The following is a 15,991-nucleotide window of genomic DNA, read 5'->3' as shown; positions in this document are numbered from 1 at the left end:
GGAATGGAGCCGGAATAAAGAAAGAACAAGTATAAACTGGATGTTTAATGTTGAATTAGCTCGTGAAAAACTTCAGAGGGCTTATGGTGCCCTCAACTAGTCAGAACTTGTGTGATGAAGTACTAGGTGCTAGGTGCTTCAAGATTGCATGGTAATGTTTAGGGTTGATAGAGCTGTTTTATTGAGAGTGAATTTTTAGTAGTGAATTTTAGAAAGTAAAAAGCCGAGCATAAGCTCGGCTTTTTGGTGTCTTTACGACTTACTCTGCAGACTGCGCGTCTTCTTGAACTTCTTCGTTTGTCGCTGGGCGACCAACTAGTTCAATATAAGCCATTGGTGCATTATCACCAGCACGGAAGCCACACTTAAGAATACGAGTGTAACCACCAGGACGGTCTGTATTACGTGGACCGATTTCGCTGAATAATTTACCAACTACTTCATTATCACGCGTGCGAGCAAACGCTAAACGGCGGTTTGCTACACTGTCAGTCTTAGCCAGTGTGATTAAAGGTTCAATTACACGGCGCAACTCTTTAGCTTTAGGCAAAGTTGTTTTGATGATTTCATGTTTCACCAAAGAACCAGCCATGTTGCTGAACATCGCTTTGCGATGGCTGCTGTTACGGTTTAATTGACGACCACTCTTACGATGGCGCATGACCCTATCCTTCTAACTAAACTAATATAGTGATTTAGATTATTCAGCTAGGCTTGCAGGCGGCCAATTTTCTAGGCGCATACCTAGAGAAAGACCACGTGAAGCTAGCACGTCTTTAATTTCAGTTAGAGACTTCTTACCTAAGTTAGGCGTTTTAAGAAGCTCAACTTCAGTGCGCTGAACTAAATCACCGATATATTGAATTTGCTCGGCTTTCAAACAGTTTGCTGAACGTACTGTTAGCTCAAGATCATCAACTGGACGAAGCAGAATAGGATCGAATTCTGGCTTCTCTTCTTTCTCTTCTGGCTCAGTTACATCACGTAAATCTACGAATGCATCTAATTGCTCAGCTAAGATAGTAGACGCACGGCGGATCGCTTCTTCAGGATCTAGAGTGCCGTTTGTTTCCATATCAATGATTAACTTGTCTAAGTCTGTACGTTGCTCAACACGGGCTGATTCAACCGAGTACGCAATACGTTCAACTGGGCTGAATGATGCATCAAGCAGCAGACGACCAATTGGACGCTCATCGTCATCAGAGGATAAACGACTAGATGCCGGCACATAACCGCGACCGCGCTCAACACGAATACGCATGCTGATCTCGCTGCTATCTGTCGTAAGGTGACAGATAACGTGATCTGGGTTGGCGATAGTTACATCACCATCGTGCTGAATATCAGCCGCAGTCACAGGGCCTACACCAGATTTAGTCAGGGTCAGAAAAACTTCATCTTTGCCTTCTAAAGTTACTGCTAGACCTTTAAGGTTTAACAGAATTTCAATGATGTCTTCTTGTACGCCCTCTTTCGCGCTGTACTCATGCAATACACCGTCGATTTCTACTTCAGTTACTGCACATCCAGGCATAGATGATAACAGTATACGGCGTAAGGCATTACCCAAAGTGTGACCAAAGCCACGCTCTAATGGTTCTAAAACTACTTTAGAACGCGTTGGGTTGATAGCGTCGATATCGACTAACCTTGGTTTTAGGAATTCGGTAACAGAACCCTGCATTTTATCCTCTCTTAACTCTTAACTTTACTTAGAGTAAAGTTCGACGATTAGTTGTTCGTTAATGTCCGCAGACAGATCTGAACGCTCAGGTAGGCGCTTGAAGCTACCTTCCATTTTCTTACCGTCAACTTCAACCCAAGTCGGCTTTTCACGTTGCTCAGCCAACTCTAGAGCAGCGATGATACGTGCTTGTGTTTTTGACTTCTCACGAATTACAACAGTATCTTCTGGAGTAATTACGTATGAAGGAATGTTCACAACACGACCATTAACTAAAATCGCTTTGTGGCTTACTAACTGACGTGCTTCAGCGCGTGTGCTAGCAAAACCCATGCGATATACAACATTGTCTAAACGTTGCTCTAAAAGCTGTAACAAGTTTTCACCTGTATTACCTTTAAGGCGAGCAGCTTCTTTGTAGTAGTTACGGAATTGCTTTTCTAATACACCGTAGATACGACGTACTTTTTGCTTTTCACGTAGCTGTAAACCGTAATCAGATAAGCGACCTTTACGAGCGCCGTGCTGACCAGGTGCAGTCTCAAGTTTACACTTAGAGTCGATAGCTCTTACGCCGCTCTTAAGGAACAGGTCAGTACCTTCACGACGACTCAGCTTGAGCTTAGGGCCCAAATATCTTGCCATGTTATTTCTCCTAACCTATTGTTAAACGCGACGTTTCTTCGGTGGACGACAACCATTATGAGGGATTGGCGTCACGTCAGTGATGTTGGTGATACGGTAACCAGCAGCATTCAAAGCACGTACAGCAGATTCACGACCTGGACCTGGACCTTTGATGAAAACTTCTAGATTTTTTAAACCGTATTCTTGAGCAGCAGTACCTGCACGCTCTGCAGCAACCTGAGCCGCGAATGGAGTAGATTTACGTGAACCACGGAAACCTGAACCACCTGCTGTTGCCCAAGATAGTGCATTACCTTGACGGTCGGTAATTGTTACAATAGTGTTGTTGAAAGAAGCATGAACGTGAGCCATACCATCAGCAACTTGCTTTTTAACCTTCTTACGACGAATTGGTGCTTTAGCCATAATCTACCCCACCTTATTTCTTGATAGGCTTGCGAGGACCCTTACGAGTACGCGCGTTAGTCTTAGTACGTTGACCACGTAGTGGTAACGAACGACGGTGACGTAGGCCACGGAAACAACCAAGGTCCATAAGGCGCTTGATATTTAATGTAACTTCACGACGAAGGTCACCTTCTACAGTGTACTTGCCAACTGCTTCACGCAATACGTCAAGTGTTTCGTCTGAAAGTTCACCGATTTTTGTGGTCTCGGCGATACCAGTCGCTGCTAAGATAGCCTTAGAGCGAGTCTTACCTATGCCATAAATAGCAGTTAAACCGATAACTGCGTGTTTATGATCAGGGACGTTAATGCCAGCGATACGGGCCACTAACACATCTCCTATATTTGAATTTGGTAATCATCTGTTTGAAAAGCCCGTAAGGATACTCAAACGAAGACCAAATCACAACTAAAAACACAGGCCGAGTAAATAACTCAGCCTGCACGACTGTTTAATTAGCCTTGCCTTTGCTTGTGCTTAGGCTCACTGCAAATTACGCGTACTACACCAGCACGTTTAATAACTTTACAGTTACGGCATATTTTCTTAACGGAAGCACGTACTTTCATTGCTCAACTCCGTAAAATGACCTTATCGACCGTAGCCTTTAAGGTTTGCTTTTTTCAGCACAGAATCATACTGATGTGACATCAGATGCGTCTGTACTTGTGCCATAAAGTCCATGATTACAACAACGATAATCAAAATTGATGTACCGCCGAAATAGAATGGCGTTTGCCATGCCATAGTCATGAATTCGGGCACCAGACAGATAAAGGTTATATACAAAGCACCTGCCAATGTCAGGCGTGTCATCACTTTATCAATGTATTTAGATGTCTGCTCACCTGGACGAATACCTGGGATAAATGCGCCAGATTTTTTCAGGTTATCTGCTGTTTCACGCGGGTTAAATACCAACGCGGTGTAGAAAAAGCAGAAGAAGATAATAGCCGCAGCTAAAACCATCGCATATAAAGGTTGACCTGGAGTCAACGTTGTAGCGATTGCTTGTAGCACATCAGCGACCGGACCTTCACCCTGGCCGAACCAGCTTGCAATTGTACCAGGGAACAGAATTATACTGCTAGCAAAGATTGGTGGAATAACACCCGCCATGTTTACTTTCAGTGGTAAGTGCGTGCTTTGAGCAGCAAATACCTGACGACCTTGTTGACGCTTTGCGTAGTTAACGACGATACGACGTTGGCCACGTTCAAAGAATACAACTAGGTAAGTAACAGCGAATACGATTACAGCAATCAATAACAGTACAAGTACATTCAGATCACCTTGGCGCGCCATTTCGGCTGTCGAACCAATAGCAGACGGCAGGTTAGCTACAATACCAACAAAAATCAGAACTGAGATACCGTTACCGATACCACGCTCTGTAATTTGTTCGCCCAACCACATTAGGAACATAGTACCAGTTACTAAACTCACTACAGCAGTGAAGTAGAAACCGATACCTGGGTTAACAACTAACCCGTCCATCATGCCCGGTAAGCTAGTAGCAATACCGATTGATTGGATTGTAGCAAGCACAAGCGTGCCGTAGCGTGTGTACTGGCTAATTTTCTTACGCCCTTGCTCACCTTCTTTCTTAAGCTCTATAAACGGCGGATACATATGCGTTAATAGTTGCGTAATAATCGAAGCCGAGATGTACGGCATAATACCCAGTGCTAACACTGAAGCGCGCTCAAGCGCACCACCGCTGAACATGTTAAACATTTCAACAATGGTGCCCTTTTGTTGCTCGAAGAAATCGGCAAGTACAGCGGCGTCAATCCCAGGGATCGGCACGAATGAACCTAGACGGTAAATAATGATAGCACCTAATACAAATAGTAATCGACGCTTCAATTCCGAAAGCCCACTTTGTGCACTTTTCATATCTTGACCTGGTTTAGCCATTAGTACTTCCTTAGTCTTCTACCTTGCCTCCGGCAGCTTCGATAGCTTCGCGAGCACCTTTAGTCACTTTAAGACCTTTAACGGTAACTGCGCGTGAAACTTCGCCAGATTTAACTACTTTAACGAACTGGATGTTCTTTTTAACTAGACCAGCTGCTTGTAACGCGTTTACGTCTACTACATCGCCTTCAACTTTAGCGATTTCAAAAAGGTTAACTTCAGTAGATACTAATGATTTACGTGAAGTGAAACCAAATTTAGGTAGACGACGTTGCATAGGCATTTGACCGCCTTCGAAACCAACGCGTACTTTACCGCCAGAACGTGATTTTTGGCCTTTATGACCACGGCCACCAGTCTTACCAAGACCAGAACCAATACCACGACCTAGACGTTTCTTTTCAGTTTTTGCACCAGCAGCAGGTGAAAGTGTATTCAAATGCATCGAATTAACCCTCAACCTTTACCATGTAAGAAACTTGGTTAATCATACCACGCACACATGCTGTGTCTTCTAACTCAACAGTGTGATTGATACGACGTAGACCAAGACCGCGTAATGTAGCTTTATGCTTCGGTAAACGACCGATAGAGCTCTTTACTTGTGTTACTTTTACAGTTTTATTAGCCATGGTTTACCCCGTGATTTCGTCAACGCTAAGACCACGTTTAGCAGCGATTGACTCTGGAGAGTTCATGTTCTCTAGAGCAGCAATCGTTGCACGAACGATGTTGATCGGGTTAGTTGAACCGTATGCTTTTGACAATACGTTCTGTACACCAGTTACTTCTAGTACTGCACGCATCGCACCACCGGCGATGATACCTGTACCTTCAGAAGCAGGCTGCATGTATACTTTAGAACCCGCGTGGCGACCCTTGATTGGGTGCTGTAGCGTGTTACCGTTAAGGTCTACACTGATCATGTTGCGACGTGCTTTTTCCATTGCTTTTTGAATAGCAGCTGGAACTTCACGTGCTTTACCATAACCAAAACCTACTTTACCTGCGCCGTCACCAACTACTGTTAGTGCAGTGAAGCTAAAGATACGACCACCTTTAACCACTTTAGACACACGGTTTACCGCGATTAGCTTTTCAGCCAAATCAGGCTGTTGTTGCTTTGCTTCTACGTTAGCCATTGTCTACTCCTAGAATTGCAGACCGGCTTCACGCGCTGCATCAGCAAGCGCCTTCACACGGCCGTGATATTTAAAGCCACTGCGATCAAAAGCAATCTTTTCGATGCCTTTGTCAGCTGCACGTTCAGCAACCGCTTTACCAACTGCTTGAGCAGCTGCAACGTTACCTGTGCCTTTAACTGTTTCGCTAATTGCTTTTTCAACAGTAGAAGCAGCAGCCAGTACAGTACCCTCAGCAGTAACTACTTGAGCGTAAATGTGACGTGGCGTGCGGTGGATAACAAGACGCGTTGTGCCTTGTTCAATATAATTTCTACGAGTGCGCTTAGCACGACGTAGACGAGCTGTTTTTTTATCCATCGTCTTACCTTACTTCTTCTTAGCCTCTTTACGGCGTACATTCTCGTCCGCGTAACGAACACCTTTACCTTTATAAGGCTCAGGTTTACGGTATGCACGGATGTTAGCAGCTGTTTGACCAACTAACTGCTTGTCTACGCCCTTAACTAGAACTTCTGTTTGGCTTGGTGTTTCAATCGTAATACCTTCTGGTACTTCGAAATTCACTGGGTGTGAGAAACCAAGAGTTAAGTCTAATACTTTGCCCTTAGCTGCTGCACGGTAACCAACACCTACTAACTGAAGTTTCTTCTCGTAACCTTCATGCGTACCAACAACCATGTTGTTGATTAGAGCGCGAGCAGTACCTGCTTGTGCCCATGCATTAGCTACGCCTTCACGAGGTAAAGTTGTAATAACGTTGTCGTTAACTTGTACTTCAACAGCGTCGTTGATTGTACGAGTTAATTCACCGTTTTTGCCTTTAACTGTGATGTCCTGGCCTTTTAATGTAACTTCTACACCGGCAGGAACATTGATTGGTGCCTTTGCTATGCGAGACATAGTTCCCCTCCGATTAAGCTACAAAGCCAATGATCTCACCACCAACGCCGGCACTACGTGCTGCGCGGTCTGTCATTAGGCCTTTAGAAGTTGATACGATAGCGATACCAAGACCACCCATTACCTTTGGTAATTCGTCACGTTTCTTATAGATACGTAGACCAGGGCGGCTAACACGCTGGATGTTTTCAATAACAGCTTTGCCTTCGAAATATTTTAAATCGATAGAAAGCTCAGGCTTCGCTTCACCGCTTACAGCGTAATCTGCGATATAACCTTCATCTTTTAATACTTTAGCTACTGCTACTTTCAGTTTTGAAGTTGGCATCGTTACTGATACTTTCTTCGCTGACTGACCGTTACGGATACGTGTAAACAAATCCGCAATAGGATCTTGCAAGCTCATAGTCTTACTCCCGTGATACTATTACCAGCTAGCCTTTTTAAGGCCAGGAATTTCACCGCGCATAGCTGCTTCGCGAACTTTAATACGGCTCATGCCGAATTTGCGAAGGTAACCATGTGGGCGGCCCGTAACGTTACAACGATTACGTTGACGTGAAGAGCTAGAATCACGTGGTAAAGCTTGTAGCTTTAATACCGCGTCCCAACGATCATCGTCAGATGTATTAACATCACTGATGATAGCTTTTAGTGCCGCACGCTTTTCAGCGAACTGAGCAACTAATTTCGCACGCTTTGCTTCGCGCGCTTTCATAGAATTCTTTGCCATAACCCTACCCTTATTTCTTGAATGGGAAGTTAAACGCTTCTAACAACGCACGGCCTTCATCATCTGTTTTCGCAGAAGTAGTGATTGTGATATCTAAACCGCGAACACGGTCTACTTTATCATAATCGATTTCTGGGAAGATGATTTGCTCACGTACGCCCATGCTGTAGTTACCACGTCCATCAAAAGACTTAGCACTTACACCACGGAAGTCACGGATACGTGGGATAGCGATTGAAACCAAACGCTCAAAAAAGTCCCACATACGCTCGCCACGTAGGGTTACTTTACAACCAATTGGGTAGCCTTCACGCACTTTGAAGCCAGCAACTGATTTGCGTGCTTTAGTGATTAGAGGTTTCTGACCAGAGATTGCTTCTAGATCCGCAACAGCGTTATCTAGGATCTTCTTGTCAGCTAGAGCTTCGCCCACACCCATGTTTAATGTGATCTTTTCGATCTGAGGGACTTGCATGACAGAGCTGAAACCAAACTTCTCTTGAAGCTCAGCAACTACTTTGTCTTTATATACTTCATGCAGTTTCGCCATCATTCTACTCCAACTATTAGATAGTTTTACCAGTAGATTTAAAGATACGTAATTTCTTACCATCTTCAATCTTGAAACCTACACGATCTGCTTTACCCGTTTCCGAGTTGTAGATCGCAACGTTTGATACGTCGATAGACGCTTCTTTCTCAACAATACCGCCAGCTTGGTTCAACTGAGGAACAGGCTTTTGGTGCTTCTTGATTAAGTTGATGCCTTCGACAAATACTCGACCAGATTCAGCAACAACTGAAAGCACTTTACCGCGCTTACCTTTGTCTTTGCCTGCTAGTACGATTACTTCGTCATCACGACGGATTTTTGCTGCCATGATAGACTCCTTATAGTACTTCTGGTGCTAGTGAAACGATTTTCATGAACTTTTCAGTACGAAGTTCACGAGTCACAGGGCCGAAGATACGAGTACCAATTGGCTGTAAGTTATCGTTTAAGATAACAGCCGCATTGCTATCGAAACGGATCAAAGAACCGTCCGGACGACGAACGCCTTTTTTAGTACGCACAACTACCGCGTTTTTAACATCACCTTTCTTCACTTTACCGCGAGGAATAGCTTCTTTTACAGAAACTTTGATGATATCGCCAACCGCTGCATAGCGACGGTGCGAACCGCCAAGGACTTTAATACACTGCACTTTGCGAGCGCCGCTGTTATCAGCAACGTCCAGCTGAGTTTGCATTTGGATCATGTTAATGACCTCCGGTGTAGAAATTACAACGCGCCTTAATTTTGTTTAAAATCAAGACATTTCGGTTAAATTCCACTCAAAAAACAAGCAAGTTGTCTCTTAAGGGCGGGCAATTGTAGCAGCAATGGCAAGGAAGTGGTAGGTTATTTTTTAATTAATTTGGAATTAATCGCAATGCTTGCATTGAGGAATTACAGCAGCTTGCTGGTTTGTTATTGATTATAAAACAAACAGGACGCAAATGCGCCCTGTTTTTGACTTTAATTAAATTTTTATTAATTACCAAATAGACCTTTTAATTTGTCTTTGATTTTATCTTTAGCTTTTTCTTTGACTTCTTCTTTAGCCGCATCACTGACATCTAGGCTATAACCAACATCATGGAATGGACCTTTGATACGCAGTGGAATTTTAAAGCCGGTACTGTCATCGGTCGTGCCTTGCCCTTCGATTGAATCAACAATCCCCGTTACCAAGCGATAGTCTACATTCGTCATAGGTAAATCAACTTTACCTGAGCCTGTAATGCGAATAAGCGGGCTAAGTAGTGATAGGTCTTTATTTTCACCAACACCGTTAGTGAATACAAAACTGCCCTGCAATGCCGAGAAGTCTGTTTGCTGTGAGTTATCAAAGCCTGTATCTAAACCTTCTGATACTGCACTCAAGTTACCTTTGATAAGCTCTTTTGCTTTACGAACCATCTCTGCAATGTTGGCCCCTTTTACCGCACCATCAGCAAACTCAAAGCCTAACTTACCATTTAAAGCATTGATAAAGCTCTTTTGGCTTTGACCTGTGGTCGTTAGATCCCAATTTAGAGAGCCTTTACCCATTAACTTATCGAAACCAGCCGCATCAGTTAGTAATGGCTGTGCATCAATTTTATCTAAAGAAAAGTTAGTACTAATTTTATAAGGTGTTTGCTTGGCGTTAACGGTTATCACACCTTTACCATTGCCTTCATAAGCAACAAACTTGTCTAGACTGATTTTTGCCACTGCATTTTTTAGGTTCACCGTTAACTGGTTTTCACCAAGGGTAATATCATTTGCTTGTAAGCCACTTGAACGCACGACTACATTTGCATCAAGTGCATTTAAGCCGCTCATATCAATTGCAGTATCATCCCAAACAATTGGTTGTGCTGGCGCATCTGCTGCAGGCTCTGCTTGCTCTTGTTTAGCTACGCCTTCTGGTAGGTAAGGGTTTAAATCAAGCATGCCCAAATCAATATCGGCATTCACAGCTAAACGTTCACCAAGCTTAATATCGCTTTTACCTTTAATTTGCAGCTCATCGAGGGTGGCAAGTAGCTCAGTAAGCTTAAACTGCTGTCCCTTTAGGTGCATCGAACCTTTTACATTAAAGGCATTAAACGCATTTTCTTTTGCATTAAGCTCAACACCTTGCCAACTCGCAATATTTTTTACTGAGTCACCACTGACAGAAAGAAGCCCTTGCACGTCATTACCCATTTCTGCAATTGCACCTTTAAAATTTAAATCGACTAAACGTGAATCAACCTCAGTGCTTACATTAAAGGTTTCGCCTTCAATCGCTTTAACAGGTGTATCTAGGGTGACATCTAAATCAAAGCGCTCACCCATATAGGTAATACCGCCTTTTAATTCTAAGGTCTTACGAAGAGAAGGTAATAAGATGGCTAACTCTAAATCGCTTATCTGTTGCTTTGCCCCGGTTTTACCATCTAGATAAGTGAAAGTACCACCGTAGATTGCTACTTCACCAAGTTCGATATCAAAGTTATCTGGTAAGTTAACAGCGCCAGAACTCTTTTGCTGCTCTGTCTGTGGTTGCTCAGCAACCGCATCAAATAATTGCCAGTTTGCTTTACCATTTTTATCGGTTTCTAACAAAATTGTTGGTTCGTTAATAACGAATTTATCGAGCTTAAACTCACCGCCAAATAACGACATCCACGGGATACGGATAGCAAGTTGCTGCATGCTTGCCATATCTTTTTGCGAGCCAGTTTGCATATTGGCAAAGTGCACATCATTCAATTCGAGTTTTAATGATGGAAATACCGACAGTTTTTTATCGCCATTAATAGTCAGACTACGACCTGTGGTTTGTTCTACTTGCTCCGATACTTTATTAAATATCGCGTCTGTAGGTATTAGGAATGGTGCTGCGACTACCAATGCAATCAGTAATACGAAGATGACACCAACAATTTTCAGTAAGGTTTTCATAATCATCCTTAAAAATGGGCAAACAATGTTCTTATCATAGCGGGAGTTAGGCGCAATTGCATTGCCGAACACACAAAAAGGTTTGTAAACAAGCTTAGGTACAAGAATATGAATCAGCGCTGAAACTTTTTGATACCTATAGGTTACAAAAAGATCTTGACCGTATGATACCCTAGGGTTACATTGATACCTGTAGGTTACATTTGAGTTTAAAATAAAAGGAAACGATTATGTCTAAGCAAGATATCAAAACGGAAGAAAAGTTTATGAGTCATAACGAATGGTTTTCAATATTCATGGGAGTCACGTTATTAATTATTAGTGTTTACCCAATGCTCAAGCAAACATCTGTATTTTTACTATTTATTGGTGTTGCCGCATTTTTAGGATCTTTCTTTATGTTTGTGATTAGAGGGGGATTTACATGGAAACTTGGTTATCGCCTTACTTATAAGGATGAATTTTTAAATACGATTGATACCATCGCTTATAAACATGTTGTGCTTGGATTACTTTTTAGCATGGGGGCTATTTTTTTATTGTCTGATGAACTTGCTTTAAATGTATCTCATAGCATGATGGCCACATTTTACCTTGCCTTGATGTGTTTGATATATGGCGTATCAATTCTTTGGCAAAGTAGAGACTAGGTATAAAAGTGCAAAATAATATCGCTAAATTCCGCAAAGAAAAGGGATTATCGCAGCAAGAACTTGCTGATGCTATTGCAGTATCACGTAAAACCATTAGCACAGTTGAAACAGGCCGCTTTATACCCTCAGTGATTATCGCGTTAAAAATCGCTGCTCACTTTGAACTCAGTGTTGAGCAATTATTTACACTCGATGACCATGATTAATAAACCACGTCAGTCGCAATCTTACTTATAAATTATCAGTAAGATTGCATCATTTCATTACTTCGGTATGATGCACGACCCTGTTGTTTTTGCACCCTGTGTACTAAAATTAAACAACCCAATTTGGTCAAAACTGGAGTATCGATTAAGCATGAAGAAACTGCTTATTTCACCGTCAAAAATGGCGCTTGGCGAGCAAGAAAGTCAAATTTATCAAAATATTCTCAAGCAAGCCTCTGATATCAGCTTAAACCTTATGGCAGTTAAAGTAGAAAACCACCCTGAAGACTTTTTAGGTTGGTGCTATGAGCTATTAAGTGCAAGCCGCGATCGCATTAACTACGATCTGTTAGAAGATAAGCAATTACCCACTCTTAAAAAACTTCATGACTTATTAATTTCTGCAATCAGCTTTTTGCAGCTAAAAACATTAAGGGTTGCGCCATGGCCTGTTATTGCAGGCTTCATCGAGCAGCATAAAGAGCTTGTAGCCCTTGATGAGCAACTACGCTTAGCTAAGTACATTGCTGCAATTAAATCGCAATCCCTAAAAGAGATGATCCCAGAAGACCGTTTAGCGTTTTCAGGTAAACACAGTGCCTCGCTTGATCCAAGTAGCTATAACTTCGACGTTGAATGGTTTGCTTCTACTAAGAACGCGAAAGGTTTCCACCAAATGTTGAGTGATTTACCAGGTGCGTTCGATGAGGCGCTTGCACACATTCCACTTGAGGGTGAAGTAACGCAAGAACATTATCAGCATTTTATGGTTGCTTACTTCATGGCATTTAATGGCAGCGATGAAAAGCCAACGCTTGCTCCTGCTACTCGCTTGCTTGCGATGCGCCGACCTGACGTGTTTACACCAATCGTAAATAGTAAACTTGATGCCCTTTGTGCGGCATTAGGCATTACTAAGCTTAATAACCGTGATTTTGAGCGCTACTGGCAAGATGTTGTCGAAGCAATACATAGCATGCCTTGGTTCAAAATGGCCAGTGCAGCAAATGAGCTTGAACAATCTCTGGTTGAAATCAAAGCCCTATTGCCTAACTTGTTTTATTATGCAGATAAAAGTACCGCTGATAACTCTAACTATATTAAGTTGTTAAACAAACCTAAGAGTACCACGAGCTCAGCAGGTAAAAAGACCGTACGCCGTGGCAAAGAATCAGCAGAGATACTGGTAGACCGAGCATTAGCAAATGATGATATCCCTGAACATATCAAAGCTAAGCGCGATTCAATCATCAGTGAAGTAGAAAAAGGCCGCAGTGTTGAAGAAACCATTAGTCTAATGCGTGCAATTTTCGGCTAAGTTACTCTCAAATAAGCAAAACCCGGTTGCTTCGCAATTGTGCAACCGGGTTATTTTTTGCACCACACATGTGCGCATGAACAATTCAAATAACCATCCTTTTCACAATTAAACAAGTTTAAAAGCCTGTTTTTAAAGCCTTTAAGCATAAAATATCCCGTTAGAAATTAACTTGGCACAACCAGTGCAATATCGTATCCAGACAACACATAGAAAATGTCCTCAAATAATAACCAGACTGCAATCTGAAAATGGGACAAAATCAACATAACAACAGGATACAGAAACATGCTAAAACTAAAAAAAACGGTCGCAGCAAGCGCCCTTGCGCTATTAACTTTGAGCTCAACATATAGCTATGCAGAAGTCACAGCAAACGCTGCGGCAACTTCAAACTACTTATGGCGTGGTCAAGAGCAAGGCGGTGGTGATGCTGCAATCCAAGGTGGTATCGACTACGCAAGTGAATCTGGCTTTTATGCGGGTACTTGGGTATCGAATGCTAGCTGGGCTGACGACATGACTTACGAGCTAGACCTTTATGCTGGTTTTGGCGGTGAAATCAATGAAACCTTTAGCTACGATGTTGGCTACATTTATTATGCATACCCAGATGCAGCGTCTTACACAGATGCAGACTTCTCAGAAATCTACGGTAGCATTAGCATGGGTAGTTTCACCTTTGGTGCAGCTGTCCTAGCAACATCAGCAGCAAGCGGTGACGGTACAGATTTTGGTGATTCACTTTATTTAAATGCTGACTACAGTTTCCCAGTTGGCAGTACCGGTGCAGAAATGGCCCTTCACTTAGGTCATTACTCAGGGGATTTCATTGGTGATGATGACATCATCGACTACGGTGTTTCAGTGTCGAAAGACGGCTTTACTTTCGGTCTTTCAGACAACGACATTGATGGTTCAGATGTAAAAGTGTACGTCGCTTACGCGGTTGACTTCACTTTATAAAGAATGTGTTACTTGCTGCAACACGAAGGGCCGTTAAGGCCCTTTTCTCATTTATATCAATACACTTATGGTACACTATGACCAGTTGAGCCTTGCCAAATGCGATACCATTGTTCACGGTTCATAGTAAGCTGCTTAGCGTCAACAGCTGATTTAACACGCTCAATATTACCCGTACCAAGTACCACAGACGGTGCACTTGGGTGCATTAACAGCCAAGCATAAACAACCTGATCAATGGCTGTGGCGCCAATTTCAGCCCCAACCTGCTCCAACACTGCACGTAAACGCACCGCTTTTTCATCTTCACTTGAGAATAAGCGACCCCCAGCTAATGGAGACCAAAGCATAGGTTTGATATCAAGTAATTGGCATTGGTCTAAGCTGCCATCATCAAGGGCTTTCATCTCGTAAGGTGAAAACTCAATTTGATTAGTCACAAGCTCAAAGTCTAAACGCGACTGCAACAAGCTAAGTTGCGATGGGGTAAAATTAGATACACCAAAGTCAAGCACATCACCATTTGCTTTTAGGGTATTAAATGCTTGTGCCATTTCATCGGCGTTCATCAAGTAATCAGGGCGATGAATAAGTAATACATCTAAACGATCAGTGCTGAAGTTTTTAAGTGACTGCTGTGCCGAGGCAATAATATGCGCGGCACTTGAATCATAATGATTTGCTTTGCCTTGTAGCCCTAGGCTTGCAAACGCAGGCTTGATACCACACTTTGTGATTATTTTGATTTCATCACGAATACTTGGTTTTAGTTTAAGTGCTTTACCAAATTCAGCTTCACAACCGTATTCACCGTAAATGTCAGCGTGATCGGTATGTGACACCCCCATTTCAATTGCATTTTCTAAAAAACTTAAGCATTGCTGGGGCGTTATCTGCCAATCTAGCAAACGCCAGAACCCTAATACCAACTCATCAATACAACGATCATTGTTATTCACCATAACGACCTACTTTTCCTAATAAATTCGACTCAAATTAACTCTTTAACCATATCACAGATTTACCAATCACAGCTGTTAACATACAGTTACAAAATAGATTGCTAATTTGTTACTAAACAGGATATTTTAGTACCTAAAAACAAATGTTATAAAACAAGGAATAAAAAATGAAATCGTCAAATGTTATGACTGCTTTGGTTGATATTTTTATCAGCCCAAGCAAAGCCTTTAATGGTTTAAAAGAAGCAAAAGGTTGGTCTTTTGTTGCCTTTATTTTACTTGCCGGCATTCTCGCTGCCAGCATGTTTGCTTTTTACAATAAGGCTGACCCGCAGTTTTTAATCGATCAACAAGTGGCAGCGGCCAGTGTTGATGCCACCATTGCAGAACAAAAAATGATTCGCCAAAGCATGGAGCAAACCATAGATATGCAAGTATGGTTTGCTATGTTTGGTGGCATTATTGGTTTGGCTGTTATTAATGCTCTAATGGCAGGCTACTACCTATTTGTATCTAAGCAAGACCCAGAAGCTAATTATGGCTATGGTGCGTGGTATGGCTTTGGTGTGTGGACTATGATGCCAATGATTATTTCAAGCCTAGGTTTACTCATCTTAGTATTAACTGCGAGTACCGACCAAATCTCACAGACGTTATTTAACTATGCTTCGATTAACCAACTTTTAATTGGTTTAGAAATTGGCCACCCATTCTACACCTTACTTGAAAGTCTCAATATCTTTTCTATTTGGGGTATTTTCATCGCAGCTATCGGTTTAAAGAGCTGGACTAATTTCACTTTCAATAAGGCGCTACTGTTTGCAGCCTTACCAAGTATTGTTATTTACGGTATTTGGACTGTAATCGCTCTCGTTTAATTCTGCTTTGAGCGGCAATATGCCGCTCTTAACTTCCAAGGAAGAAAG

Annotated in this window: 24 protein-coding genes; 5 read left to right on the top strand and 19 right to left on the bottom strand. The window is 42.3% G+C overall.

Going from position 1 to position 15,991, the window contains the following annotated elements; translation table 11 throughout:
• Window positions 1-259: 259 nt before the first annotated feature.
• The 18 genes from rplQ to L1266_RS12870 form a co-directional block, all read right to left on the bottom strand.
• Complete coding sequence (rplQ, locus tag L1266_RS12955; RefSeq protein WP_004589197.1) at window positions 260-661, bottom strand: 50S ribosomal protein L17; 402 nt, start codon at window positions 659-661, stop codon at window positions 260-262.
• 39 nt (window positions 662-700) lie between these two features.
• Window positions 701-1,687, bottom strand: coding sequence for a DNA-directed RNA polymerase subunit alpha (locus tag L1266_RS12950; RefSeq protein WP_004589198.1), 987 nt, complete (start codon window positions 1,685-1,687; stop codon window positions 701-703).
• A 24-nt stretch (window positions 1,688-1,711) separates the two neighbouring features.
• On the bottom strand, window positions 1,712-2,332 hold the full coding sequence (gene rpsD, locus L1266_RS12945; RefSeq protein WP_036974007.1) for a 30S ribosomal protein S4: 621 nt from the start codon (window positions 2,330-2,332) through the stop codon (window positions 1,712-1,714).
• A 21-nt stretch (window positions 2,333-2,353) separates the two neighbouring features.
• Window positions 2,354-2,740 carry a 30S ribosomal protein S11 gene (gene rpsK / locus L1266_RS12940; protein ID WP_036974009.1) on the bottom strand — a complete coding sequence of 129 codons (387 nt, stop codon included), beginning with the start codon at window positions 2,738-2,740 and terminating at the stop codon, window positions 2,354-2,356.
• A 13-nt stretch (window positions 2,741-2,753) separates the two neighbouring features.
• Window positions 2,754-3,110 carry a 30S ribosomal protein S13 gene (gene rpsM, locus L1266_RS12935; RefSeq protein WP_036974011.1) on the bottom strand — a complete coding sequence of 119 codons (357 nt, stop codon included), beginning with the start codon at window positions 3,108-3,110 and terminating at the stop codon, window positions 2,754-2,756.
• A 128-nt stretch (window positions 3,111-3,238) separates the two neighbouring features.
• A complete protein-coding gene (gene rpmJ, locus L1266_RS12930; RefSeq protein WP_002959476.1) occupies window positions 3,239-3,352 on the bottom strand; it encodes a 50S ribosomal protein L36 in 114 nt (37 codons plus the stop codon).
• A gap of 22 nt (window positions 3,353-3,374) precedes the next feature.
• Window positions 3,375-4,703 carry a preprotein translocase subunit SecY gene (gene secY / locus L1266_RS12925; RefSeq protein WP_036974013.1) on the bottom strand — a complete coding sequence of 443 codons (1,329 nt, stop codon included), beginning with the start codon at window positions 4,701-4,703 and terminating at the stop codon, window positions 3,375-3,377.
• 10 nt (window positions 4,704-4,713) lie between these two features.
• Window positions 4,714-5,148 (bottom strand): 50S ribosomal protein L15, encoded by a 435-nt coding sequence (rplO, locus tag L1266_RS12920; protein ID WP_054554386.1) that lies wholly within the window; start codon window positions 5,146-5,148, stop codon window positions 4,714-4,716.
• Between the two features lie 4 nt (window positions 5,149-5,152).
• On the bottom strand, window positions 5,153-5,335 hold the full coding sequence (gene rpmD, locus L1266_RS12915; protein ID WP_016710201.1) for a 50S ribosomal protein L30: 183 nt from the start codon (window positions 5,333-5,335) through the stop codon (window positions 5,153-5,155).
• 3 nt (window positions 5,336-5,338) lie between these two features.
• The gene (gene rpsE, locus L1266_RS12910) at window positions 5,339-5,845 is read right to left on the bottom strand and encodes a 30S ribosomal protein S5 (protein ID WP_036974018.1); all 507 of its coding nucleotides are present in this window, start codon (window positions 5,843-5,845) and stop codon (window positions 5,339-5,341) included.
• A gap of 9 nt (window positions 5,846-5,854) precedes the next feature.
• Window positions 5,855-6,205: a 50S ribosomal protein L18 gene (rplR, locus tag L1266_RS12905; RefSeq protein WP_036974021.1), complete on the bottom strand. Its 351-nt coding sequence runs from the start codon at window positions 6,203-6,205 to the stop codon at window positions 5,855-5,857.
• Between the two features lie 9 nt (window positions 6,206-6,214).
• Window positions 6,215-6,748 carry a 50S ribosomal protein L6 gene (gene rplF / locus L1266_RS12900; protein ID WP_054554387.1) on the bottom strand — a complete coding sequence of 178 codons (534 nt, stop codon included), beginning with the start codon at window positions 6,746-6,748 and terminating at the stop codon, window positions 6,215-6,217.
• Between the two features lie 13 nt (window positions 6,749-6,761).
• The gene (rpsH, locus tag L1266_RS12895; RefSeq protein ID WP_054554388.1) at window positions 6,762-7,154 is read right to left on the bottom strand and encodes a 30S ribosomal protein S8; all 393 of its coding nucleotides are present in this window, start codon (window positions 7,152-7,154) and stop codon (window positions 6,762-6,764) included.
• A 21-nt stretch (window positions 7,155-7,175) separates the two neighbouring features.
• Window positions 7,176-7,481, bottom strand: coding sequence for a 30S ribosomal protein S14 (gene rpsN / locus L1266_RS12890; protein WP_054554389.1), 306 nt, complete (start codon window positions 7,479-7,481; stop codon window positions 7,176-7,178).
• 10 nt (window positions 7,482-7,491) lie between these two features.
• A complete protein-coding gene (rplE, locus tag L1266_RS12885; protein ID WP_058586187.1) occupies window positions 7,492-8,031 on the bottom strand; it encodes a 50S ribosomal protein L5 in 540 nt (179 codons plus the stop codon).
• A gap of 16 nt (window positions 8,032-8,047) precedes the next feature.
• Entirely contained in the window at window positions 8,048-8,362 is a 315-nt protein-coding gene (rplX, locus tag L1266_RS12880; protein ID WP_054554391.1) for a 50S ribosomal protein L24, read from the bottom strand.
• Window positions 8,363-8,372: 10 nt separating this feature from the next.
• Window positions 8,373-8,741 carry a 50S ribosomal protein L14 gene (gene rplN / locus L1266_RS12875; protein WP_010378257.1) on the bottom strand — a complete coding sequence of 123 codons (369 nt, stop codon included), beginning with the start codon at window positions 8,739-8,741 and terminating at the stop codon, window positions 8,373-8,375.
• Window positions 8,742-9,016: 275 nt separating this feature from the next.
• Window positions 9,017-10,960 (bottom strand): AsmA family protein, encoded by a 1,944-nt coding sequence (locus L1266_RS12870; RefSeq protein WP_138618378.1) that lies wholly within the window; start codon window positions 10,958-10,960, stop codon window positions 9,017-9,019.
• Window positions 10,961-11,190: 230 nt separating this feature from the next.
• Between L1266_RS12870 and L1266_RS12865 the strand changes: the two genes are divergently transcribed.
• The 4 genes from L1266_RS12865 to L1266_RS12850 all read left to right on the top strand — a co-directional run bounded on the left by L1266_RS12865 (window position 11,191) and on the right by L1266_RS12850 (window position 14,103).
• Window positions 11,191-11,610, top strand: coding sequence for a hypothetical protein (locus tag L1266_RS12865; protein WP_138618380.1), 420 nt, complete (start codon window positions 11,191-11,193; stop codon window positions 11,608-11,610).
• Window positions 11,611-11,618: 8 nt separating this feature from the next.
• Window positions 11,619-11,819 (top strand): helix-turn-helix transcriptional regulator, encoded by a 201-nt coding sequence (locus L1266_RS12860; RefSeq protein WP_138618382.1) that lies wholly within the window; start codon window positions 11,619-11,621, stop codon window positions 11,817-11,819.
• Between the two features lie 151 nt (window positions 11,820-11,970).
• Window positions 11,971-13,137, top strand: a complete 1,167-nt coding sequence (locus L1266_RS12855; RefSeq protein WP_235377658.1) for a hypothetical protein — start codon at window positions 11,971-11,973, stop codon at window positions 13,135-13,137.
• Window positions 13,138-13,425: 288 nt separating this feature from the next.
• Window positions 13,426-14,103: a TorF family putative porin gene (locus L1266_RS12850; protein ID WP_054554395.1), complete on the top strand. Its 678-nt coding sequence runs from the start codon at window positions 13,426-13,428 to the stop codon at window positions 14,101-14,103.
• 65 nt (window positions 14,104-14,168) lie between these two features.
• Here the strand turns inward: L1266_RS12850 and L1266_RS12845 are convergent, their stop codons facing one another.
• Window positions 14,169-15,062 (bottom strand): aldo/keto reductase, encoded by an 894-nt coding sequence (locus L1266_RS12845; protein WP_138601069.1) that lies wholly within the window; start codon window positions 15,060-15,062, stop codon window positions 14,169-14,171.
• 170 nt (window positions 15,063-15,232) lie between these two features.
• Here L1266_RS12845 and L1266_RS12840 point away from each other — a divergent pair, with 170 nt between their 5' ends.
• A complete protein-coding gene (locus L1266_RS12840; RefSeq protein WP_054554396.1) occupies window positions 15,233-15,943 on the top strand; it encodes a YIP1 family protein in 711 nt (236 codons plus the stop codon).
• Window positions 15,944-15,991 lie beyond the last annotated feature (48 nt).

Source organism: Pseudoalteromonas sp. Cn5-37, assembly GCF_021532495.1.
Taxonomy (GTDB): domain Bacteria; phylum Pseudomonadota; class Gammaproteobacteria; order Enterobacterales; family Alteromonadaceae; genus Pseudoalteromonas; species Pseudoalteromonas simplex.
The sequence above is the reverse complement of the archived record's forward strand: the minus strand, read 5'-3'. Positions and strand labels throughout refer to the sequence as shown.